Origin of the sequence: Microvirga guangxiensis (assembly GCF_900102135.1) — a bacterium.
Classification (GTDB): Bacteria; Pseudomonadota; Alphaproteobacteria; order Rhizobiales; family Beijerinckiaceae; genus Microvirga; species Microvirga guangxiensis.
Genome location: NZ_FMVJ01000006.1, coordinates 161,492 through 183,651 on the forward strand (window position 1 = coordinate 161,492; position 22,160 = coordinate 183,651).

Below are 22,160 nucleotides of genomic sequence, written 5' to 3' on the forward strand. Positions count from 1 at the left end.
CATCACTGCGACTTTGAGGAGAGACGATGGAACGAATTGTGACGCTGACCCTCAATCCTGCCATTGATGGAGCGGCCGAGGCCGAACAGGTCCGGCCCATTCGCAAGATCAGGACTTGGGCTGAGCGCTACGATCCTGGCGGAGGTGGCATCAACGCGGCTCGGGTCATCAAAGAACTGGGAGGGGCAGCGCTCGCCATCTACCTTTCAGGAGGAGCGACGGGGCCGATCCTCGATGATCTGGTGAAGGCCTCCGGCATCGAGAGTCGTCGCATTCCTATCGTAGGTCATACCCGCATCAGCCATACCGTGCATGAGAGATCGACAGGGCTTGAGTTTCGCTTCGTTCCTGAAGGGCCTAGCGTGGCACAGGAAGAGTGGCAGGCCTGTCTCTCGATTCTCGAAAGCATCGAGGGGAGCTACCTGCTTGCAAGCGGTAGCCTTCCGCGCGGTGTGCCTGCTGACTTCTATGTACAGGTCGCGAAGGTTGCCGCCCGCAAGGGTATCCGGTTCGTGCTCGACACATCGGGTGACGCGCTCCGGCAAGCCGTGGGCCATGGGCTCTACCTCATCAAACCAAGTTTAGGCGAACTCGAGGATCTGGTCGGCCGAACACTTTCCACTCCGAGGGAGCAGGACGCAGCGGTGCAGGAACTCATCGCCTCTGGCGCTGCGGAGATCGTCGCTCTGACTCTAGGAAGGGACGGGGCTCTGCTGGGCACCCGCGACAGGCTCCTGCGGATCGAGGGGCTGAAGGTCACGCCGAAAAGCGCCGTCGGCGCCGGCGACAGTTTTCTTGGCGCGATGACATACGGACTGGCCCAAGGGCATTCGGTGGAAGAGGCCTTCGCCTTGGGAATGGCGGCAGGGACCGCGACGGTTCTGACGGAGGGAACGGAGCTCTGCAGGCGTGCCGACGTGGAGCGGCTCTACGAGGATATCTCGCGTTCAGCGCTGTGACAGAAACTCGGGTCGCTGGAAGCATACATGATCTCAGTCGGGCAGGAACGTCCAAGGCCAACCCTTGATGTCCGTCCGGTTGAGGTCAGGTGGCGGCGGCGAATTCCTCAGGTCGCGCGATCCTGTCAACGGAGACTTCATGTACCGCTCGACCTGTACGTTCAAACGACGTGATGTTGGCAATTGTCGTCTCAGCAATGTTTGTAAGGGCCTCGACCGTAAAGAACGCCTGATGGCCGGTGATCAGCACATTCGGAAAGGTGAGGAGCCGTGCGAACACGTCATCGCCGATAGCGCGGTTCGAGAAGTCTTCGAAGAAGAGGTCCGCCTCCTCTTCGTAGACATCGAGGCCGAGACTGCCGATGGCGCCGCTCTTGAGACCTCTCAACACTGCCCTTGTGTCGATCACGGCTCCGCGGCTCGTGTTGATCAGCATCGCACCAGGCTTCATCTGGCCTAAAGATTGGCTTCCGATGAGGTGATGAGTGGCAGGGGTAAGCGGGCAGTGAAGGGTGATGATGTCGGATGAGCCGAGCAGCTCCTCCAGCGGGACATAGCGGACTCCCATGGTCTGGCAGACTGGGTTTGGTTCAGGGTCATAGGCCAGTACTGTACAGCCGAAGCCGATCAGGATCCGGCAGACGATCTCTCCGATCTGCCCGGTTCCAACCACTCCCGCCGTCTTGCCGGCAAGATCGAAGCCAAGCAGTCCTTCAAGGGCGAAATTCCCTTCCCGCACGCGGTTATAGGCCCGGTGGGTCTTGCGGTTGAGGGTGAGGATGAGGGCAATCGTATGCTCGGCAACCGCATGGGGCGAGTAGGAGGGTACCCTTGCTACCGTAATTCCTTCACGCCGCGCGGCTTCCAGATCGACATTGTTGAACCCGGCTGCCCGCAAGGCAACGAGCCGAATACCCATATTCCGAAAGATAGATAGCGCCGCCGCATCCACCTCGTCGTTGACGAAGACACAGACGGCTTCTGCGCCTGCCGCCAGACGGCTGGTCTCAGCTGAAAGCCGAGATTCGAGGTAAGTCAGCCGGTGTGTGCCTTCCGTATTCGCGGCATCGAGGAAACGGCGATCATAGGGTTTCGTGCTAAAAATTGTCACGTTCATGCCGAAATTCCCTTCTCCCCTGGCAGGTAAGCGATTTATCAATCCAAGAGGCTTCATCCCAAAGTATGGCGTGTCAGGATGAATGATGCATCACAAAGATCAGCCGTAATCCGTGCTGCTGCCACCTTTCGGCGCTTTATATGAGCTGATCCTGAAGTATCGGGTTGCTTCAGACCTGGCGAAAGGATGGTATCATCGACCCACTGCTTGACCTGAATCCTGTCGTTCTTCTATTGCCTGCTCGTTACTATCTTTAGCTATCTAGCAAGTCATGGTTGTTTTCTAGGATCATAAGAAGGCTTGTCTTTGAAAGCATCCGCGACCGGAATTGGCGCTAAACCAAGCATGCTTTGGAAGACTGCCAAAACGCAAAAGCAAAGAAGCTCAGCCTCACAGAGACTATTGCTACAGTAGAACACAGCTACGGTTGCGGCGGTACTCCTTTATAGGTATTTTTAAACAGCCTGCCGGATCGGTTCGAGCCTGAAAGCGTAATCAAGGTACAAGCCTTCAGCGCGGGCGATGTAGTCACATTTCTTTTTGGTCAGGCAAGCTCCCGTATCATGAAAACAATCCGCATCGTTCTGGGGGCGATCCTGCTCCTTGGGGGACTCTACATCATTGTCGGAGAGTATGTCTCAGGGACCAGCGCCGACGCGACCATCAATGCGCGCACGTCGGTTCTGCGGGCTCCCATCGAAGGGATGGCCGAGTTTTCTGTCCGGAATATCGGAGCGAAGGTTTCGCCCGAGGAGACGGTCGCACGAATTATTGACAGCCGCTTCGACGATGCGCGCCTGATCGATCTCGAACGCAGCCGATCGACCTTGGAGGCAGATCTGACCCGCCTCAAAGCTCAATCCGCAGCTGTCGAGGAGGCTCGCAAGGTCCTTCAGGCACAGGCGCAGTCCTATCAGGAGGGGCGTGTGCGTCAGTTGTGGTCCCGCATCGCCGAGGCGCAGGCCGCGCTGAATTCCGCTGAGGCGAGGTTCCGCGAGGCGCAGAGCGCCCTCGAACGCACCAAGGAATTGAGCTCCCGGGGCACGCAGACAGCGATTACTCTTGACCGCGCTCAAGCCCAGTACGATGTCGCGCAGCAGGATATCGCGAGCGCGCGCGAGCGCGTCAGTTCGCTCTCAACGGAGCTTTCTTCGGCCCAGAACGGGGTGTTTATCGGCGATTCCTATAATGATGCGCCTTTCTCCATTCAGCGCATCCGCGAGTTCGATCTCAGACTGGCCGAACTCAAGGCCGAGACGGTGAATGCCGAGCGCCGGCTGAAGCTGACTGCCGACCAGATAGCGGCTGAACGAGTGCGCGTGAACCGTCTAACCTCGGCGGACCTGTCGGTGGAGAGCCCCGGGATCGTCTGGAACTTCCTGGCGAGCGGCGGCGAGCACGTCAATCGCGGGCAGGATCTCGTCAGGCTCGTCGATTGCTCCGCCGTGATGGTGACAGCAAGTGTCAGCGAGCGGGTCTATTCCGACCTAAGGGTTGGCATGCCGGCACGGTTCAGGCTCAACGGAGACAGCCGCGTCTTCAGCGCCACGATCACCCGTCTTGGCGGTTCCGGTGCGGCCGGTCTCTATGAGACCCTCGCTATCGGCCCGAGCCGCGAACATCTCACGCGCTTCGATGTGGCGCTGAGCGTGCCCGAACTGGCAAGCGATCCCGAACTGGCTTGCTCCGTTGGGCGGACAGGCCGAGTGGTCTTCACGGGCGGTCCGCTGTCGAGCGTCCGTGAAGCACTTGCCGACTTCGGTTTGTAATGCTCGTTCTCGATCAAGATACGTCCAGCCTCGCTGGTTTGGCCGTTGTGATCGGCCTCGCGCTGCTGTTGCTGCCGCTTGCCTCCCCGAAAAATGCATGGGTTCGCATCCTGCTGCTAGGCCTGACCGCCTTTTTGGGGTGGCGGTATATGCTATGGCGCATCACCGAGACGGTTCCATCCTCCGAGACAGCAGGCATTGTCGATGTGGTGTTCGGATGGACCTTCGTCGGGATCGAGGCCCTTTGCCTCGTATCCTCGACACTGGCGTATATGTTCCTCACACGCCGCAAGGACCGCCACGAAGAGGCGGACAGGAATCTGGGATGGTGGGGAAGCAACCCGCCACGGATCGATCTTTACATCGCCACCTATAATGAAGAGCTAGAGGTTCTCGAGAGAACCCTCGCAGGCGCCCAGGCGCTCGATTACCCGAACGTGCGCGTATTCGTGCTCGATGACGGGCGGCGAGAATGGCTTGCCGAGGTCTGCAAGCGCTATGGGGCCGAGCATCGAACCCGGCCGCACAACAATCATGCGAAGGCAGGCAACATCAACTACACCCTGCTTCAACGCCTGAAGGACGAGGACGCCCCGGATTTCGTTGCGGTTCTCGATGCCGATTTCGTTCCCCACCGCAATTTTGTACGCCGTGCGGTCGCGCTGTTTCATGATCCCAGCGTGGGACTTGTTCAGACCCCGCAGCACTTCTTCAACCCAGACCCGATCCAGCACAATCTGTATATCGCTTCAGCCTATCCCGATGAGCAGCGCTTCTTCTTCGAGCATCTGGAGCCTGCCCGCGATGCCTGGGGCATTGCCGTCTGCTGCGGCACGTCTTCGATGGTCCGTGTTTCCGCTCTCAAGGAAATCGGCGGCCTGCCCACGGAGAGCGTCACGGAAGACTTCCTGCTCACCATCCGTCTGGACAGCCACGGCTACCGCACGATCTATCTCAACGAGGCACTCACCGAAGGCCTCGCCCCTGAGGGGCTGCACGAATACGTGGTCCAGCGCGGGCGGTGGTGCCTGGGCATGATGGAGATCGTGCGCAACGTCTATAATCCACTCACATCAACTCAGCTCCGGTTCATGCAGCGCGTCAGCCTGTTGGACTCGGCTCTGTTCTGGACCACAACATTCCCGTTCCGGCTTATCAGCCTCGTCTGCCCGCTGCTTTACTGGTATTTCGGCATTATCGTTGTCGAGGCATCGCTCACGGACATTACCTCCTATTATCTGCCGTATTACGCAGCCGTTCTGATCACCCTGAACTGGATCTCAGGCGGGCTGATCTGGCCCGTGCTCAACGATGTGTCCCAGCTCATTGCTGCGTGGCCGATCACTCGGGCTGCCGCGATGGGGCTTTTCGTCAAGGGACCGCACAAATTCCGCGTAACGGCGAAGGGCGGTGACCGGACGAAGACCGTCGTGCAATGGCCGATGATGAAGCCTTTCGCGATCTTCTTCGGCCTCACCGTTCTCGGACTTCTCCTGCCGCTCATGAGCGAGACGGCCTTCACGAATGTATCGAGGGCAGGCGACGGCATTCGGATCATCCTGTTCTGGACGATCTACAACCTCCTCGTTCTCGCCATCACCATGCTGGTATGTGTCGAGCGCCCTCGCGCCAACAGGCCTCAACGAGAAAGCGTCGAAATGGCGATGATCTCGGTAGGGATGCAGAGATTCCACTCCTGGGTTCTTGAACTCGGTGTGGATCATGCCCGTGTTCGCGGTCTGTCGGGCCTCACGGCTGGAGCGCTCGGAACGATCAACCTCAATGATGTCGGCGATGTAGCCGTTCGCGTCGCGGCAGAAACGAACGATGGTTATCACCTTACCCTGCGCCCGACCTCCGAGCAGCGTGATGCCATTCTTCGAAAGCTCCATACGGCCGATCTTCGGCCAGGCGCGGGCAAAGGTGATCTTCCGGGGATGCTCCGGGGGTGGATGCGCAATCTTGCAGCGCGATGAGCGATGGCGATTGATGTAAAGAGGGCGTGGCAATGCGCATTGGACTGAAAACGATCATCTTCGTGGGCGGTGGCCTGTTGTTGCTTGCTCCGGCGATTGTGGCGGGCACGGTCTTCGCGAATGCCATGCAGAAGAGGGCGGAGGTCGCGAACGGCGCGCGCCTGCGGGTTCTCGGGGAAATCGCAGCCGAGCAACTCGGACGCAGCATGCATCAGCTCTGGCAAAGCGTGGAGGGCATGGGGCGGATCGTCAGCCTCGACGATCCGCAGGAAGCACGCCGCCAGCTCGACTTGCTGGCGCAGGTCGATCGCCGCTATACCTGGATCGGCGTCGCCGATGTGGAGGGTAAAGTCATCACGGCCTCGAAGGGAATGCTCGAGGGGCAGAGCGTTGCCGAGCGTCCATGGTTCCGCCGTGGCCTCAATGGCCCTGCTGCGACCGACGTGCATGCTGCCGTGCTCCTCGAAAAGCTGCTTCCGCCTACTCAGGAGCCTCGGCGCTTTGTCGACTTCTCTGCCCCCGTGAAGGATGAGCAAGGGGCGGTCAGCGGCGTGATCGGAGCCCACTTTGACTGGAACTTCGTGCAGGACAGTCTGCAGGCCATGAAGGGTCCGGGCGTGGAAGTGATGCTCATCTCCCGCGAACGGACAGTCCTCTCCGGTCCGGAAGGCTTGCGGGGAATAACCTTGTCCGTAGGGTCGGCGATTGCAGCCGGTCAGGCAGCATCGGTGTCCCTCCGTGAACGCTGGCCTGATGGAAAGGACTACATCACAGTCGTGATCCCATCCGTCAAACATGCCGATATGCCGAGCTTCGGATGGAGCGTCATCGTGCGTGCCGATACGAACTCGGTGCTCGATCCGACGCGGGCCATCACCCGGACCTTCTGGATCGTCCTCGGGGCTGGGATGTTTGCCGCTCTCGCGCTTTTGTTCCTGTTGGCAATGTGGGCTGCGACGCCTCTTCGCCGTCTGGCGGGTACGGCCGAGCAACTCGCCAGCGGCCGATACGACACCCCGCCTTATGATGAGACACGTTACGAGGAGGCCTCGCGCCTGAGCGCCGCTCTTGTGCGGCTCCAGTCCCAGTCGGTCAGGCCTTATCAGCCAGCCGGCACTTCGGTGAAAAAAGCGCCCTGAGGCGCGTATTCATGGGTTCTGAGACGAGGAGTTCAGCGCTCCGAGCTGCTCCGGCGGTGCTGATGGTGTCGCCGGGGATGGGGTTTTGTTCAGCGTACGCTCGCGTGCGAAGATGAACAATCCGGCGCCGACGACGATTGCAATTCCAAAGAGCGCAATCGCATCCGGCCATTCATCGAAGAACAGCGCGCCGATCAGCAGGGCCCAGAGAATTTGGCTGTATTGCGTAGCCCCAAGCCGGTCAGCGGGCGCATAGGTCGTCGCGATAACGAAGAAGGCCTGCGCCACGAAAGCAGTCGCAGCGAAAGCAAGCAGCAGCCACCATTGCGTGGATGTCGGCCACGTGAAGCCGGGGATCATCAGCACTCCGGCAATGACCGTGGTTCCTAAGAATACGCTCCCGATGAGCGTGTAGCGCGTCTCGGTCGTGCCGATCATGCGCCCCATGATGACGCCGCCTGCCGCGCAGAGAGCGCCTGCAATGGCAACCAGATGTCCAGGCAGAATTTCCCGGAAGCCGGGGCGCACGATGATGAGCACGCCGATGAAAGCCGCGCACACGGCAAGGCCGCGCCGCCAGCGGACCTTTTCCTTCAACACGAGAACGGACAGTACCGTCACAAGGCTCGGCATGAGGAAGAGGAGGGCGAAGGCTTCTGCAAAGGGAAGGCTGGTGAAGGCCATCACGCTCAAGGGCGTCGTCACGGATATGAAGAAGACCCTGAGCGCCATGAGCCAAGGGCTTTTCCAGCGGACGATATCGGACAGCCTTTCGCCGGGCTTCATGAAGGTCGGCGAGAGCAGCAGAGGAGCGAGATAGCCGAAGAAGGTGACCTCGAAGGGATCAAGGTCATGACCGATCGCCTTCACTATTGCATCGCCCCAAGCGAAGACGGCAAAGGCAAGGAATGCAAGGACAATGCCTTTGACCATGGGGAATCAGCTTTAAATTAGGAATGCATTCGCGCGAGCCTTTGTCGGCTCGCGGCTATCGATATGAAAAAATTATCGAATTGCCAAGCGGGGACGGCGGCGTTCTACAACGACGACCTTGGCGCCTTCGCCGCGATCCAGAACTCGGTCAGCCACGACCGTGCGTTGCGGCTGGCGGGTTTCGGCTGAGATTTTAAGCACTACGGGGCGCACCTCTTCCTCGGGCATGCCCATAAGCTGTGAGGCAATCTCGACCTGACCCTCGATATTGTCAGTCAGTCCCTGCGCGGCAGCGATAGCTTCCTCCAGGGATGGGGGCTCGATCCGGGTGACCCGCTGACCATAGCGGTTAGATGATTTCTTCGTTCCAAGCATTCCGCTTCTCCTGTGCTCCCCCTTAACGTATGGACCTTGAGTTTGCGCAATGCGCATGCGTGGCAGCAGGGATGCATCAGGCGCAGACTTCCTGCCTGGAGAAAGCGCCAGGCTGGAAAGAGATCCTGAATCGTGCTTCCACAGAACGCACGCGGGCGGCCAGTGTTTCGCTCAAAACCAGACGAAAGGTCATGACGGTGTTTACAGCCAAAATTCTCCTTCTCGGATCGGGCGAGCTCGGCAAGGAATTCGTGATCTCGGCCAAACGCTACGGCTGTCAGGTTATCGCCTGCGATTCCTACTCTAATGCGCCTGCCATGCAGGTAGCGGACGCATTCGAGGTATTCTCGATGCTCGATGCGGATGCGCTCCGGCAGGCCATCGAGAAGCACAAGCCCGACTTCATCGTGCCGGAGGTGGAGGCGATCCGAACCGAGGTTCTTCAGGAGTTCGAGGCCAGAGGCTTCACTGTGGTGCCTTCCGCCCGGGCGGCGTCGCTCACCATGAATCGGGATCGGATCAGGGACGTCGCCGCCAACGACCTGGGTCTGCGGACTTCCAAGTACCGTTATGCGGAGAGCCTGGAGGAGGTGAGGGCAGGTGTGGAGCACACGGGCCTGCCCTGTGTGATCAAGCCGGTCATGTCCTCCTCCGGCAAGGGGCAGAGCACGATCCGTACATTGGAGGAGCTCGAGCAGGCCTGGAATTATGCCGTTGCGAATATGCGCGGCGATCGCAAGAAGGTTATCGTCGAGGAGTTCATCTCTTTCGAATACGAGATCACCCTGCTCACGATCCGCTCGCGTGAGGGAGTATCCTACTGCGAGCCCATCGGCCACAGGCAGGAGCGCGGAGACTATCAGGAATCCTGGCAGCCGACGCCGATGACGGACAAACTCTTGGCCGATGCGCAAGAGATGGCGCGCAAGGTAGTCGATAATCTGGGCGGATATGGCATTTTCGGAGTCGAGTTCTTCGTCACTAAGGACGAGGTGATCTTTTCGGAGCTTTCGCCCAGGCCGCACGATACCGGGCTGGTGACTCTTCTGTCTCAAAACCTGTCCGAGTTCGATCTGCATGCCCGCGCCGTGCTCGGATTGCCAGTGCCACAGGTCCGGCTGAACGGGCCGACGGCCTCCGCCGTGATCCTTGCCGACCGGGATGCCGAGCGCTTCTCGATCGAGGGATTGAAGGATGCACTGGCCATGGCCTCCGAGAAAAATGATGTCGAGGTCCGCATCTTTGGAAAGCCGACGACACGCCCCTACCGCCGCATGGCAGTGGCCCTGGCCTCAGGCTCCAATGTCGAAGAGGCGCGCGAGCGAGCACGTATGGCTGCTGCAGCGATCAAGATCCAATATCAGGAATGACGGCCTTCACACTGTGCGGCATTCCCGGTCGAGGACTTCCGTCGTGAGGCGATAATAGGCTTCCGCCTTTTCATGGGTCGGGGCAATGCAGAGCACGCCGAGCTTGCCGAACTCCGACAACGCACCGATCAGGTGGAACATGACGCCCTGCTGGCTCGCGCCGTCGAAATGGAGGCAGTTGAGGGCTGCGATATCGATGAGGTCGGCAGGCAGAAGTCCACGATATGCCTCCGACTCCACATTGTCGGAGGCATAGTAACAGCGCGATTGTCCTGAGGGCGTGACGAAGGTTCCGGTTGCGGAATCGTACTGCCCCTCGGTCAGGAATTCGAGCATGATGAACGGATGCGTGGTGCCGCCGCGACGCAGGTTGATCTCAATGGCGTAGTGACGCCATTCGCTGCCCTCCTTCACGGACAGGAAGTCGATGGCAAAGCGTCCGAGAACCCCTTTTGCCGCAAGGGCGTGGGCAGCTTTTCGACCGCTCTCCTGGATCTGCAGGCGATAGGTTTCGTCGGCAGGAAAGACGCACCCGAGGAAAACCTGCCCGCTCTCACCACCGAGAACCTGGTCATGGGTCGAGATCGGTTCCAGGCGACCGAGCGGATCGACACGGAACTGCGCGGATGGCGAGCGCTTCACATCCCCCTCGATGAACTCCTCGACGATCCCGCCCATGCTCGAGAGCTTCTCGGAGAACAGCTCCCAGGTCATGTCCTTGGCCTCGAACGCGAGGTCGGGCAGGCGGCTTTCGATCCAAGCGGTCAGGGCCGGACCCTCCGGTGCGCTTTCATAGGAGAAGACCGCGTTGCCTTCGCCGGAAAATCCTTCGTCGAGTTTCACCACCGCTCGCTTGATGTTGGGACGGCGGGCCTTGAGTTCCGCAAGAGCATCGACGATTTCGCCAGCGCTGCGCACATCCTCGAAGCCTTCCGGCATGTCGATCCCGGCCTCGCGGAAGATCTTGCGGGACCCGCTCTTCGAGCCCCAATGCAGCAGATCGGGGTCGCAGCCATAGATCGGCAGGTTCAGGCGCATCGCGAGTGAGCGTTCCTGCGCGGTGACGTTGAAGCAGATCATGTACGCGAAATCTTGGTCTGCAATCGAGGCTCGGATGCGCTCGATCAGGCGAGGCCGAGCCAGGACCTTTTCGGTCAGAGAGATAGGAGAGCCGTCATGACAAGAGAAAAGCGTCAGGCGGCTTCGGGCATGCTGAGCCGGGATGCCGGGAAGGAGATGCAGGTAATAGTCGATGATGGATTCCGGGATAGGATAGCTGGAGACGTAGATCACGCGGGTGCGTGGCATCCGAAGCAGCATGAGGTAGCAGAGCATCCGCTCCTCATAATGGTGTGCACCTGAGATCCCCGACAGCACCTCCTGGTCCATGCTCAGACTGGGAACGATCAGAACGGTCCGTGACGCGTCGAGAGTCGAGAAGGACTCGAAGACCTTCGCAAGTCGCGTCTGAAGTTCCTGGAAATCCTTCGCAGGGGAGGTGCCGGCGGTACTGAGTTTCGTCAAGGAGGCGTATTCTGTTTCCACCCAAACCCTCTTCATCCCTGATGGCTCGGACCTAGTCCCGAGAGCCTGTTCTGAACCCGAACGCTTCTGGCCAAGTTTGGTTGCTGTTTGGGAAAGAAGACTTCCTCAGAACTGGCATCTGTCAGGAGACGTCCTAAATATGGCAGAGCTATAAACGGCATAAGCAAAGGGGAGCTGGGTTGCCGTCCAGCGTAAAGCATTGAAATCAATCAACTTTGAAGCGCTATTCAACGCGTCTCCGAATCCTTACGTGTTGCTCAGCCCCTCCCTTGCCATCAAGGGAATGAACGAGGCGTACCTGCGGGTCACGATGCGAAAGAGGGACGATCTTATCGGAAGGCCCATGTTCGAGGCTTTCCCGAGCGACCCGGAATCCGACAGCCACAAGCAGTTGAGCGCCTCCTTCGAGCGGGTCATTCGCGAGAAGGCGACGGACCATCTGCCATTGATCGAATACGCAATCGCCTTGCCCGACAACCAGGGCTTCGAGACGCGCTTCTGGAGCGCGACGCATACCCCTATGTTCGACGAATCCGGAGAAGTGATCGCCATCCTCCAGCATACTGTCGACGTGACGGAACTCCATCAGCTCCGGAATTTTGCGAAAACTTCGGCGATGCTCTCCGGCCCCTCGGCCCTGATCGAGACGGACATGTTCCGCCGGGCCCAGGCCGTGCAGGAGGTTAACCAAGCTCTCACGAAGGAACGCCAGCATCTGCAGGATTTGTTCGAGCAGGCGCCGGGCTTCATCGCCGCGGTGAGTGGGCCGGATCATGTGTTCACTATGGCCAATGCAGCCTACCGCAACTTGGTCGACCGTACGGATCTGCTCGGCAAGCCTGTTATCGAAGCCCTGCCCGAGATTGTGGGGCAGGGGTTCGTCGACCTCCTGGACCGGGTCTATCGATCAGGAGAGCCATTCGTCGGACGAGGGGTACGGATCTTTCTCAACCAAAGCTCGGGCGAGGCTGCGGAAGAACATTTCCTCGACTTCGTTTACCAGCCTATTTTCAATCGTGAGGGGGCCGTCTCCGGTATCTTCGTTCAGGGACACGATGTCACCGATCACCGTCGGGCGGAGGAGGCGGTGCGTGAAAGCGAGCAGCGTTTCCGCCTGGTTGCGGAGAGTGCCCCTGTGATGCTCTGGATGGGCGACCTCCAAGGAAAATGTGTCTATCTCAATCGTGCCCAACGTGAATTCTGGGGTCTTGATGAGGCGGCGGTCGCTGGTTTCGAATGGGGTGACATGCTTCACCCTGATGACCAGACGGCGCTCTTTGCTCCCTTCTCCCAAGGCATGAGGGACCATGCGCCCTTCACGACGGAGGCACGGTTCAAGCGCGCGGACGGTGAGTACCGCATTGTCCAAACCAACGCCCAGCCTCGTTTCGATTCAAGCGGCGCATTCCTCGGCATGATTGGTGTCAATGTGGATATCACGGAGACACGGCGGGCTGAGAATGCCTTGCGCGATAGCGAGGAGCGCTTCCGCGCTATTGCCAATTCGATCGACCAGCTCATCTGGGCGACACGCCCGGATGGTTTTCACGATTACTACAACCAGCGTTGGTACGAATATACAGGTGTACCGGAGGGTTCCACGGATGGAGCGTCGTGGAACGGCATGTTCCATCCGGAAGATCAGGAACACGCCTGGAAAGTCTGGCGCCATTCCCTCGAAACCGGCGAGCCTTATCATATCGAATACCGGCTGCGGCATCGCTCCGGCCAGTATCGTTGGGTTCTGGGGCGGGCACAGCCAGTCTTCAACGAGGAAGGGCAGATCACGCGCTGGTATGGGACCTGCACGGATATTCACGACTTCAAGCAGGCACAAGAGGAACTCCGGGCAAGCCGTGAGAAGGCCATTCAGTCCGAAGAAGAGACGCGGCGTCTCGCAGCCATGCTTGCGGAACGGGTGTCTGAACTCGACGCGGCCAACGAGGAAATTCAGCGCTTCGCCTATATCGTGAGCCACGACCTGCGCGCACCGCTCGTCAACATCATGGGCTTCACGAGCGAACTTGAGAATGCTCAGGGCGAGATCGAAAGTTTCTACAAGACTGTCTCTGAAACGAAACCGGAGCTCGTGGTGAAGAGCGCGGGCGAGGCCATCGAGAGCGATCTTCCAGAAGCTATCGGCTTCATCAGGTCGTCTACCGTCAAGATGGACAAGCTGATTAACGCTATTCTCAGGCTGTCCCGAGAAGGGCGCAGGGTTTTGACCCCGGAGCCGGTTCACATGAGCCAGTTGCTTGAGGCACAGCATCATAGCCTTACACACCAGCTGCATGAGCGTGGGGCGGAACTGGTCATCGAGAAGGTTCCTGACCTCGTCAGCGACCGCCTCGCCATCGAGCAGATCTTCGGAAACCTCATGGACAATGCCGTAAAGTACTTGGAGCCGGGCAGGCCTGGCCGGATCGTCGTGCGAGGGCACGACAATGGCCTGAGCGTCCGTTACGAGATTGAGGACAATGGCCGCGGGATCGACGAAAAGGATTATGAGCGGATTTTCGATCTCTTCCGCCGCTCGGGAACCCAAGATCAGCAGGGCGAGGGAATTGGACTTGCACATGTGCGGGCACTCGTGCGAAGGCTTGGAGGCGCCATCTCGGTCAAATCGAGATTGGGTGAGGGCACGACGTTCACCGTCACTTTGCCCAAATATATCAGCATGAGTTCAGAGGCCGCGTAACATGCCCCATCAGCATCCTGTCACCATCATCATGATTGAAGACGACGAGGGGCACGCTCGTCTGATCGAGAAGAACATCAGGCGCGCCGGGGTCTGTAACGAGATCAGAACCTTCTCGAACGGGACGGCTGCGCTTTCGCACCTCTTCAGCGATGGCGTGCGCAACGAGGGGCCGTTCCTTGTGCTTCTCGACCTCAACCTGCCTGATATGAATGGTGTCGACATTCTCGCGAAGCTGAAAAGCGACGAGAACCTCAAGCGCGCTCCAGTGGTGGTTCTGACCACTACGGACGATCAACGCGAGGTCCAACGGTGCTACGACCTGGGGGCCAACGTCTATATCACCAAGCCGGTCGAGTACGAGTCGTTCTCCCAGGCCATCCGCCAACTCGGTCTTTTCCTTTCCGTCATTCAGGTTCCTGAAACACTGTGAGCGAAGCTCGGCCTATCCGCCTTCTCTATATCGATGACGACCCGGCTCTCGGACGCCTGGTCGAGCGCTCGCTGGCGCGCCACGGTTTCCAGGTCACCCATGCTTTGAGCGGCGACGAGGGGTTGCAGCACCTCTCTGCCAGCTCCTTCGACGTGATCGCCCTCGATCACTTCATGCCGGGCAAGCAGGGTCTCGATGTCCTGTGCGAAATCCAGGCCCGTACCGATCCCCCGCCTGTGGTCTATGTCACCGGGACTGACGAGGGGCGCATTGCTGTTGCGGCGCTCAAAGCCGGTGCCTCCGACTATGTGATCAAAGATGTAGGCGGCGTCTTCCTCGATCTGCTCCGTTCCGCTGCAGAGCAGGCTCTTGAGGCTGCGAGGCTGCGCCGCGAGAAGGCTGCTGCGGAACGTGAGATGCGCGAAGCCCGTGAACGGGCCGAGATGCTTCTGCGCGAGGTGAACCACCGCGTGGCCAATTCCCTGCAGCTTGTAGCTTCCCTCGTCGCCATGCAGCAGCGAGCCGTTGCAGGAGACACAACGGCCCGTGACACGCTCGCAGAAACCCAGAGCCGCATCACGGCCATCGCCCAGATCCACCGGCGCCTTTACACCTCCAACGACGTCCGCTTCGTCGAGATGGATACCTATCTGGAAGGTCTCGTGGAGGAGCTGGAAGGTGCCATGCGTGCCGCAGGCCGAGAGCATACGATCTCCCTGCGTGCGGAACCCGTCCCAATCCCGACGGATAAGGCTGTCTCTGTTGGGGTCATCGTGACGGAGCTGGTTACCAACGCCTTCAAATATGCCTATCCCGAGGGTGCCAGTGGGGATATCCGAGTGATCTTGGCCTGCTCGGGAGAAAGAGTGCATCTCTCTGTCGAGGACGATGGCATCGGCTGGAAGGGGACAGGCCAGGTGCAGGGCAGCGGTCTTGGGACGAAGATCGTGCGCGCCATGGCGTCGAACCTTCAATCGGCTATCGAGTTTGATCCTCAATACGCTGGGACGAGGGCGCTTCTGTCGTTCTCGATATAGATGCCAGGCGGTAGACCGAGCGATGCGCTCTCGTTCACAATCCTATCCGGATGGAACAACTGGTCTGCAGGATTTTGGAAGGCTTATTTTTAGAAACAAAGTTACTATGATGCGCTGCTTCAGGATGCGCGCATGGGGGACTGGCAGACGTTACTGGTTACTCTTCCCGTTCCTTTTTATAGGATGCGGATGAAATCCTCGTTCGAATAGCACTAGCGATCTGGTTGAGTTCCCGCTGGACCCGATTGAGACGAGAGAGCAGCTCCCCATCCTCCATATTCGCAAGGCTCTGAAGTCGCTGTTCCGCTGGAGCTTCACTGATGAAGCGACGGATCTCCTCCAGCGTGGTTGGGCCGATATTAGGGACCGTCAGCCATTGTGCATCCGAGATGCTGGCAACCTCCCGGATCGTAGGACATCGCCCCTGAAATTCTGCGAGAACCGCGCCTCGTACTCGTCCCGAGCACTTCTCGATCGGAAATGGATCGTCCCAACCCATCTCGCTTCCTCGCATCCCAAGAGGTGATGTACTGCCTACTAGCACTGTATTCATTCCTGAACTTGGCATTATAGGTTCTCATGCGTATCTGTTGCTTCTGGAAAAGAGCAGAGTTCCTTAAGTCGATACAAGGCATGCGTTAGGAGTAGCCAAATAGGCTCGTGTGGCAAGCATATGGCAAAGAGCCAAATACTAGGCCTTCGATGTGCATAACCTCGGCCTCAAGTAGTCACATTGAATAAGCTATAGGTCACTCAAGCAGAGGCCATGCGGTAAGGCTTCTGGCCGAGCAGAAAGCGAAAAATAGCTGTTTTATAAGGGTTGCCTGCGACTCCTCGCATGCTGGAGGTCTCATAAGACGAAGTGTGGCGAGCAGTAATAGCGCGCAGAAATACAGTAAGGATAATGGCTTCTATGCGTCCGCAAAGTGGCGATCCGCGCGCATCGAAAAGGGCTCGATTGTGTCCATATCGTGTTCATCATCTCCGATGTGAGTAGATAAAATCTGTGCGTGGGAGCGAGCTTCATCTTTCGGGACTGGTCTCACGATGAAGATGAGGGGTGAAGCACGGTGGGCGAAGCAATCAGGAATATCCTATAGCTACCCGCTATGCGCAGCGATCGGCATGTATGGGAGCGAATCTACCCATGTTAGAGACGATCACCTTTCAATCGATTGCGGGCGAATTGTCGGCTTCGTGCCAGGGATCGCTGCTGCACTGCACACAAGATAAGCGAAGCCCCTGTATAAGATTATAAGCAAGCTCTTATGCATCATCTCATTGCCTGGGATTCGAGAGAGCATATGGAACGCGTCTTAAGTTGCTTAGTAGTGGCAGGATATGCGTAAGCGGTGGACATGCTGTGAGAACGAAAAGTATGCCGGATCACGCCGATGTATCTTTCCGTTCTGATCTCCTGGCTGGACGCTCGATGCAGCGGTCTGAGAGTATATATGCTCATTTGGAGATGATCGTTCTTGTCGGGCTATCCGCAGCTGCCTCGGACTCAGAAGCCATGAAACTATCCACGGAATCGAAGCAGGATGGCCCTTCGGAGTTCTCGGTTTCGCTATCAGACAAAGCGCCCCGACAGCATTACCAGATGCACAGTAAGCTGCCGGGTAAGAACTCTTCATGACCGATAACGCACAAGTACTCAGATGCAGTTGGAACGATGCCGCTCAGGCCGCATCAAGGCTCATGCTGCCACCACCACAAATTCAGCCGCCTCGCAATTTGCATCAGAATTGGCCACCATCCTTGAGCCTGCCCCATGATAGACAGCGAACATGTTCTCCATCCAAGTATCGAGCGGATTCGTGCAAGCCGATGTCTCGCTTCTGATAATCTGACAGGTGGCTCACCTCGCATGTGGGGGCATGCCTCTGCAGATGGACTGAACCGAGCCAGAGCTTCAGGCGCAGCCAAGCGCTCTCAACGCCGCGCAGACGGCGGGCATCTTCGTACCTCATGACGATCACCATTGATGTGTGTTGGAACGCCTTGGGCGCTGCCTATGCGGTTGAAGATGCTCCTCCTCGGCCCTCTTGACAAAACGAAAGCCAAGGGGCTGGCATAAGGCAGCCTTATGGATCGCTTATGCCGAAATCACCCTCGAAACTTCCTCCTATGAGCGCGGTGCGCGTCTTCGAAGCGGCCGCCCGCCATCAGAGCTTCACCCGCGCCGCGGAGGAGCTCGGCATGACTCAGGCTGCCGTGAGCTATCAGATCAAGATGCTGGAGGACCGTGTTGGTGCGCCGCTGTTCGTGCGCATGCCCAGGCAAGTGATGCTGACAGCGAGAGGACAGCAGCTCGCACCTGCCGTGACCGAGGCCTTCGAGGCTCTGAGGGCGGCTTTCGCGGGAGTGGAGGAGATGGTGCAATCAGTGCTCTCCATCACCACGCTCAGCACCTTCGCATCGAACTGGCTCATTCCACGCTTGGGCCGCTTCCAGCAACTTTTTCCCAACATCGCCGTCCAGCTATCGGTTGCGCAGCAATTGTTGGAATTGGGTCAAAGCGAGTTCGATGTGGGCATCCGCAGCGGCAATGGGGACTGGCCGGGACTGGAAGCGCACTTCATCTTCCCCAATCATTTTACTGCAGTCTGCAGCCCTGATCTCATCCGGGATATAGAACTCAAGGACCCCTCAGATATCCTGAAGTTCCCGATCATCTCGCCGAGTGATCTCTGGTGGAAGGATTGGTTCGCAGCCGCAGGCATGCCGAATGTCGACTTGTCCCGCTACCCTGACAATTCGCTCGGAATCCAGCAGTTCGAGGGAATGGCGGCCATGGCCGGGCAGGGCTTTGCCCTGATCAATCCCTTCTTCTTTCGCGCGGATCTGGCAGCGGGCCGCCTGGTAAAGCCATTCGACGTGATGGGAACAACTTCCAGCCGGGGCTATTGGCTGGTCTACCCGAAGAATCGCAGGCGCTCGGCTAAGATCGAGGCATTCCGGGATTGGGTTCTCAGTGAAGTGGCAGGCGATGCGGAAAGGGGATCGAGCGAGGCTTCGTTGAGAACCGGGACCTGATCCCGGTTCCAAAAGCTCTTATTCCGCAGCCTGAGCGTCCGCCGGCTTGTCTTTCAAATGCACAAGCATATTGAGTAGTGCACGATCGTGCAGCACTACCATGCGCTCCTTCGGATGCAGCCAATTGATCGCATCCTCGATCGTCTCCGCGTCGACCAGTTTGGCTTCCGCAAGGGCGCGCTCGGTCTCGATGATGCCACGCTTGCGCGCCGTGGCAGGCGGCAGCATCTCAATATGACGCTCTCGCAAGGCCGCATCCGCATAGATGGCCCGCAGGCCGTCTTCGTCGTCGAAACCAAAGGTGGCGTTGCGCATCTGCAGCTCATTCGCGCGGGTAGCGATAGCGGGCGGCTGGTGCTCCTCGGGTGTCATGAGAAGGCCTAGTCTTTTCAGCGCAAGGCCCGCACCCAACTGGCCGCTGAGCCAGGAGAGGGGGATGGCGAGCAACAGGCCGATGATCGTAGGCGACATCCATAGGAACAGGGAAGTCGCGATCATGAAGGCGGAGATACCCGCAAGCGCCCCCAGAACCGTATGCGCACGGTGGCGACGCACGATGTCCTTGAATGGGATCGATCCGTCATCCCGGCGCTGGGGCTGCCAGCCGGTATCGCGGCCCAGGAGAATCTGGAACACCGAACCGGATTGGATCAGCATCAGGATGGGCGCGACGAGGGCGGAGAGGATGATTTCCAGGAGCGACGAGATGATAAGGCGGATGCCGCCGCCGGACGCCCGGCGATCCTTGCCGCGGATCAGCATCAGGATCAGGCCGAAGAGTTTCGGAGCAAGAAGGATGCCCATGGTCAGAGCAAACAGCGCCAGCGCTCGTTCAGGATCGAACCGGGGCCAGATCGGATAAAGGCGGAAATCGCGTGAGAAATACTCGGGGCGGATATAGGTCGTCTGCAGAACGAGAGCGATACCGACGATCAGCTGGAAGAGCCAGAAGGGCGATGCAAGATAGGACATGATGCCAGTGGCGAAGTGCTGGCGGGTTGGCAGCTTCAAGCCCTTCGCGGTGATCACGCGCATATGCTGGAGATTACCTTGGCACCAGCGGCGGTCACGGGCCGAGAGGTCGATGAGGGATGGGGGGCTTTCCTCGTATGAGCCGCCGAGATCCGGCAGCATGTACACATCCCAACCGGCACGGCGCAGGAGGGCTGCCTCCACGAAGTCGTGGCTCAGGATATGTCCGCCGAAAGGCGGCTTGCCCTTCAGGTCCGGTAGGCCGCCATGAGCCGCGAACGCCTTGGTGCGGATGATCGCGTTGTGGCCCCAGTAATTGCCGTCGCGGCCCATCCATACGGAAAGGCCCATGGCGATGACCGGGCCTGTGACGCGGGCGGCATATTGCTGAAGCCGCGCGAAAAGGGTGTTTCGGTTGATGATGAGCGGCAGGGACTGGATGATGCCGGCATCCGGATCCGCTTCCATCGCTGCGGCGAGGCGCACGATGCATTCGCCGGTCATGAGGCTGTCGGCATCGAGCACCAGCATGTGCTCGTAATGTCCGCCCCAACGGCTCACGAAATCCGCGATATTGCCCGCCTTGCGGTGATGGTTTTTCGCCCGGTGGCGATAATAGAACCGAGCCTTCGGCCCCAAGCGCTGGCGCAAGGCAAGGAATGCCCGCTCCTCGGCGATCCATGCATCGGGATTCGTCGTGTCCGAGAGAATGAAGTAGTCGAAACTGTCGCCGAGGCCCGTCGCTTCGACGGATTCGTAGATCGCCTCCAGGGCTGCGAAGGTCCGGTCCGTCTGCTCGTTGTATACCGGCATGACGACGGCCGTGCGCGCTTGTAGGGACGAAGGCAGCGGGACAGGACGGGGCTGGCGGAGAAGGGCGAAGAACCCGAGCAGCGCGCTGGTGAAGGCGACCGCGATCCAGGAGAAATTGACGGTGAACAGCGCCACGAGCACCCACTGGAGCGCCGTGGTCCGGCTCACCGACACCACCTGATACATTTCATAAGTGCCATAGGCCGTCAGCAGGAGGCCCCCGCCGAAGACGAACAGGCGAGCCAGCCAGGTTCCCAGCTTGGGATTCCGTCTGACATGCTTGCGCTCCTGGTCCGCCGACCAGCGCCTCAGATGCTGGGTCGGCATGTCCAGGTGTTTTTCCGGAGGCATGACGGATTCGGGCCGCTCGTTGGCAGCAATATTCTTGTTAGGGTCGGAACTTAGGGTGTCCAACGATACAGCCATGTCTCGCTTATCGGTTTCCCGCCTGCTTCGAGGATAAGACGCATCTCACACGCGTTTTCGTTGCCCGGGTCAAGCTCGAATGCAACACGTACCGTCTTTCTCTCCGGATAGGGCAAAAGTTTGAGGTTCTGGAACGTTCCCGGACCAACCGTCAGTACCGATTTAAGGTCCTTGGGCCAATTGTCACCCAACATGTCTCCAGAAAAGTCCACTGTGAACCGTCTGCGCCGTCCGGTGCTGCCGCGGCCGGAACGTGTCGCAACCACCGTCGCAAGCGGCGGACGCTCCGGCGAATTCCAGCCCCAGTATTGGCGGTAGGCAAAGGGCACTTCCGATCCAGCGGCCATCGGCGCGCGGGGACGCCAATAGGTCAGGATATTGTCGTTGATCTCGGCATCCGTGGGAATCTCAAGGAGCTGCACGCTCCCTTGGCTCCAATCGCCCAGGGGCTCGATCCACAGGCTCGGACGCCGCTCGAAGCGCTGGTCATCGTCATGAAATGCCTCGTAGGCCCGTTCCCTCTGCAGGAGCCCGAATCCCCGCGGAGAGTTGTCGACGAAGGCTGAAATCTGCAGGGTCTCGGGGTTGTGCAGTGGCCGCCAGAGCCATTCGCCTTGGCCATTCAACATTTGAAGGCCGGAGGATTCGTAGACTGCGGGGCGGATGTCGTCGGCAGTCCGGCGGTCGTTCGGGCCATAGAAGTAGGTTGAGGCCATGCCGCCCAATCCCACGTGTTCGAGGTTCACCCGCGGGAAGAGGGTCGTTTCCACGTCGACGATGGTCATATCGCCCGGGCGGAACGTCATGCGCACCGAGCCTGTGGTCGACTCCGAATCGAGGACGCCGTGAATCGTAATGGTATTGCTGCCGGTACTGGGGCGCTCGATCCAGAAGGACCGGAAGATTGGAAACTCTTCGCCTTTTGCCTCCGCCGGCCTGAGGGTCAGCGCGCGGGCAATGACGCCGTAATTCTGTCCGCGTGCGAGCGCGCGGAAGAACGTCGCTCCCTGAACGATGGCGAAATCGTATGGTCGCCCTTCAGCCGGATGCGCGATGAGGCGGAAACCTGAATAGCCGATGTCCTTCAGGTCGCCTGGAACGTTGATTCCATTGAAATTGAATTGCGTGCGATCATAACCGAGCCGCCGGATGGCGCCGTCCTCCACGATGAAGAGATCGACAGCATTGTTGAAGACGAAGCCGCGATGCAGGGGCTCCAGGGCTATGCCACGCCCTTCCGTGCTCCAAATCGGCGGCTGAGTCGACTTGATGGAGACATATTGGTCATAGGTGAGGTTCGAGAGCGCGTCCGGCAGATCATTCGGCAACGGCACGAACGGTTTCTTGGAAAGCTGCCGGGCGATATCCGTGACTGCGGCAGGGTCAAAGCGCTGGCCATCTCCCATGCGGGTGGCAATCGTCTCCTGAGGCGTCTGGGCCCAGGCAGCAGGCGCAACGGAAAGCGCGGCAACCGAAGCGCTGAGATAGCCCAGCACATCGCGTCGCCGAGGATGAGAAGGGCGCGAGGCCCCCAGCGAAACCGACACAGTGATACTCTT

16 protein-coding genes are annotated in these 22,160 nt (G+C 59.1%); 9 read left to right on the forward strand and 7 right to left on the reverse strand.

Going from position 1 to position 22,160, the window contains the following annotated elements; translation table 11 throughout:
- Positions 1-26 precede the first annotated feature (26 nt).
- Positions 27-959, forward strand: coding sequence for a 1-phosphofructokinase family hexose kinase (locus BLP10_RS11780; protein WP_091134609.1), 933 nt, complete (start codon positions 27-29; stop codon positions 957-959).
- A gap of 85 nt (positions 960-1,044) precedes the next feature.
- Here BLP10_RS11780 and BLP10_RS11785 read toward each other — a convergent pair whose 3' ends face one another.
- Positions 1,045-2,076, reverse strand: a complete 1,032-nt coding sequence (locus BLP10_RS11785) for a 2-hydroxyacid dehydrogenase (RefSeq protein WP_091134611.1) — start codon at positions 2,074-2,076, stop codon at positions 1,045-1,047.
- A gap of 563 nt (positions 2,077-2,639) precedes the next feature.
- Here BLP10_RS11785 and BLP10_RS11790 point away from each other — a divergent pair.
- The 3 genes from BLP10_RS11790 (at position 2,640) to BLP10_RS11800 (ending at position 6,960) form a co-directional block, all read left to right on the forward strand.
- The gene (locus BLP10_RS11790) at positions 2,640-3,845 is read left to right on the forward strand and encodes an HlyD family secretion protein (protein ID WP_091134612.1); all 1,206 of its coding nucleotides are present in this window, start codon (positions 2,640-2,642) and stop codon (positions 3,843-3,845) included.
- A 149-nt stretch (positions 3,846-3,994) separates the two neighbouring features.
- Complete coding sequence (locus tag BLP10_RS11795) at positions 3,995-5,821, forward strand: glycosyltransferase family 2 protein (protein WP_244510499.1); 1,827 nt, start codon at positions 3,995-3,997, stop codon at positions 5,819-5,821.
- Between the two features lie 32 nt (positions 5,822-5,853).
- Positions 5,854-6,960, forward strand: coding sequence for a cache domain-containing protein (locus BLP10_RS11800; protein ID WP_091134616.1), 1,107 nt, complete (start codon positions 5,854-5,856; stop codon positions 6,958-6,960).
- A gap of 9 nt (positions 6,961-6,969) precedes the next feature.
- Here BLP10_RS11800 and BLP10_RS11805 read toward each other — a convergent pair whose 3' ends face one another.
- Positions 6,970-7,893: a DMT family transporter gene (locus BLP10_RS11805; RefSeq protein ID WP_091134619.1), complete on the reverse strand. Its 924-nt coding sequence runs from the start codon at positions 7,891-7,893 to the stop codon at positions 6,970-6,972.
- Between the two features lie 72 nt (positions 7,894-7,965).
- The gene (locus BLP10_RS11810; protein WP_091134621.1) at positions 7,966-8,268 is read right to left on the reverse strand and encodes a hypothetical protein; all 303 of its coding nucleotides are present in this window, start codon (positions 8,266-8,268) and stop codon (positions 7,966-7,968) included.
- Between the two features lie 191 nt (positions 8,269-8,459).
- Here BLP10_RS11810 and purT point away from each other — a divergent pair, with 191 nt between their 5' ends.
- Positions 8,460-9,638, forward strand: coding sequence for a formate-dependent phosphoribosylglycinamide formyltransferase (purT, locus tag BLP10_RS11815; RefSeq protein WP_091135057.1), 1,179 nt, complete (start codon positions 8,460-8,462; stop codon positions 9,636-9,638).
- Positions 9,639-9,644: 6 nt separating this feature from the next.
- Here purT and BLP10_RS11820 read toward each other — a convergent pair whose 3' ends face one another.
- Positions 9,645-11,162 carry a peptide ligase PGM1-related protein gene (locus BLP10_RS11820; protein WP_091135059.1) on the reverse strand — a complete coding sequence of 506 codons (1,518 nt, stop codon included), beginning with the start codon at positions 11,160-11,162 and terminating at the stop codon, positions 9,645-9,647.
- A gap of 220 nt (positions 11,163-11,382) precedes the next feature.
- Here BLP10_RS11820 and BLP10_RS11825 point away from each other — a divergent pair, with 220 nt between their 5' ends.
- Genes BLP10_RS11825 through BLP10_RS11835 form a run of 3 tightly spaced genes read left to right on the forward strand, consistent with a single transcriptional unit; the run spans position 11,383 to position 15,351 of the window.
- Positions 11,383-13,881: a PAS domain-containing sensor histidine kinase gene (locus BLP10_RS11825; RefSeq protein WP_091134623.1), complete on the forward strand. Its 2,499-nt coding sequence runs from the start codon at positions 11,383-11,385 to the stop codon at positions 13,879-13,881.
- Position 13,882: 1 nt separating this feature from the next.
- Positions 13,883-14,314: a response regulator gene (locus BLP10_RS11830; protein ID WP_091134624.1), complete on the forward strand. Its 432-nt coding sequence runs from the start codon at positions 13,883-13,885 to the stop codon at positions 14,312-14,314.
- Positions 14,311-15,351 (forward strand): sensor histidine kinase, encoded by a 1,041-nt coding sequence (locus BLP10_RS11835; RefSeq protein WP_091134626.1) that lies wholly within the window; start codon positions 14,311-14,313, stop codon positions 15,349-15,351. Before BLP10_RS11830 ends, BLP10_RS11835 begins: the two co-directional genes overlap by 4 nt.
- A gap of 157 nt (positions 15,352-15,508) precedes the next feature.
- Here the strand turns inward: BLP10_RS11835 and BLP10_RS23175 are convergent, their stop codons facing one another.
- Positions 15,509-15,850 (reverse strand): hypothetical protein, encoded by a 342-nt coding sequence (locus tag BLP10_RS23175; RefSeq protein WP_091134628.1) that lies wholly within the window; start codon positions 15,848-15,850, stop codon positions 15,509-15,511.
- 1,601 nt (positions 15,851-17,451) lie between these two features.
- On the opposite strand from BLP10_RS23175, the gene BLP10_RS11855 reads away from it, so the two are divergent.
- A complete protein-coding gene (locus BLP10_RS11855; protein WP_091134635.1) occupies positions 17,452-18,390 on the forward strand; it encodes a LysR substrate-binding domain-containing protein in 939 nt (312 codons plus the stop codon).
- Positions 18,391-18,408: 18 nt separating this feature from the next.
- Here BLP10_RS11855 and mdoH read toward each other — a convergent pair whose 3' ends face one another.
- Together mdoH and BLP10_RS11865 are read right to left on the reverse strand one after the other, a co-directional pair.
- Positions 18,409-20,601 carry a glucans biosynthesis glucosyltransferase MdoH gene (mdoH, locus tag BLP10_RS11860; protein WP_091134637.1) on the reverse strand — a complete coding sequence of 731 codons (2,193 nt, stop codon included), beginning with the start codon at positions 20,599-20,601 and terminating at the stop codon, positions 18,409-18,411.
- The gene (locus BLP10_RS11865; protein WP_244510500.1) at positions 20,577-22,097 is read right to left on the reverse strand and encodes an OpgD/OpgG family glucan biosynthesis protein; all 1,521 of its coding nucleotides are present in this window, start codon (positions 22,095-22,097) and stop codon (positions 20,577-20,579) included. The genes mdoH and BLP10_RS11865 overlap by 25 nt, the downstream gene beginning before the upstream one ends.
- Positions 22,098-22,160: the final 63 nt, after the last annotated feature.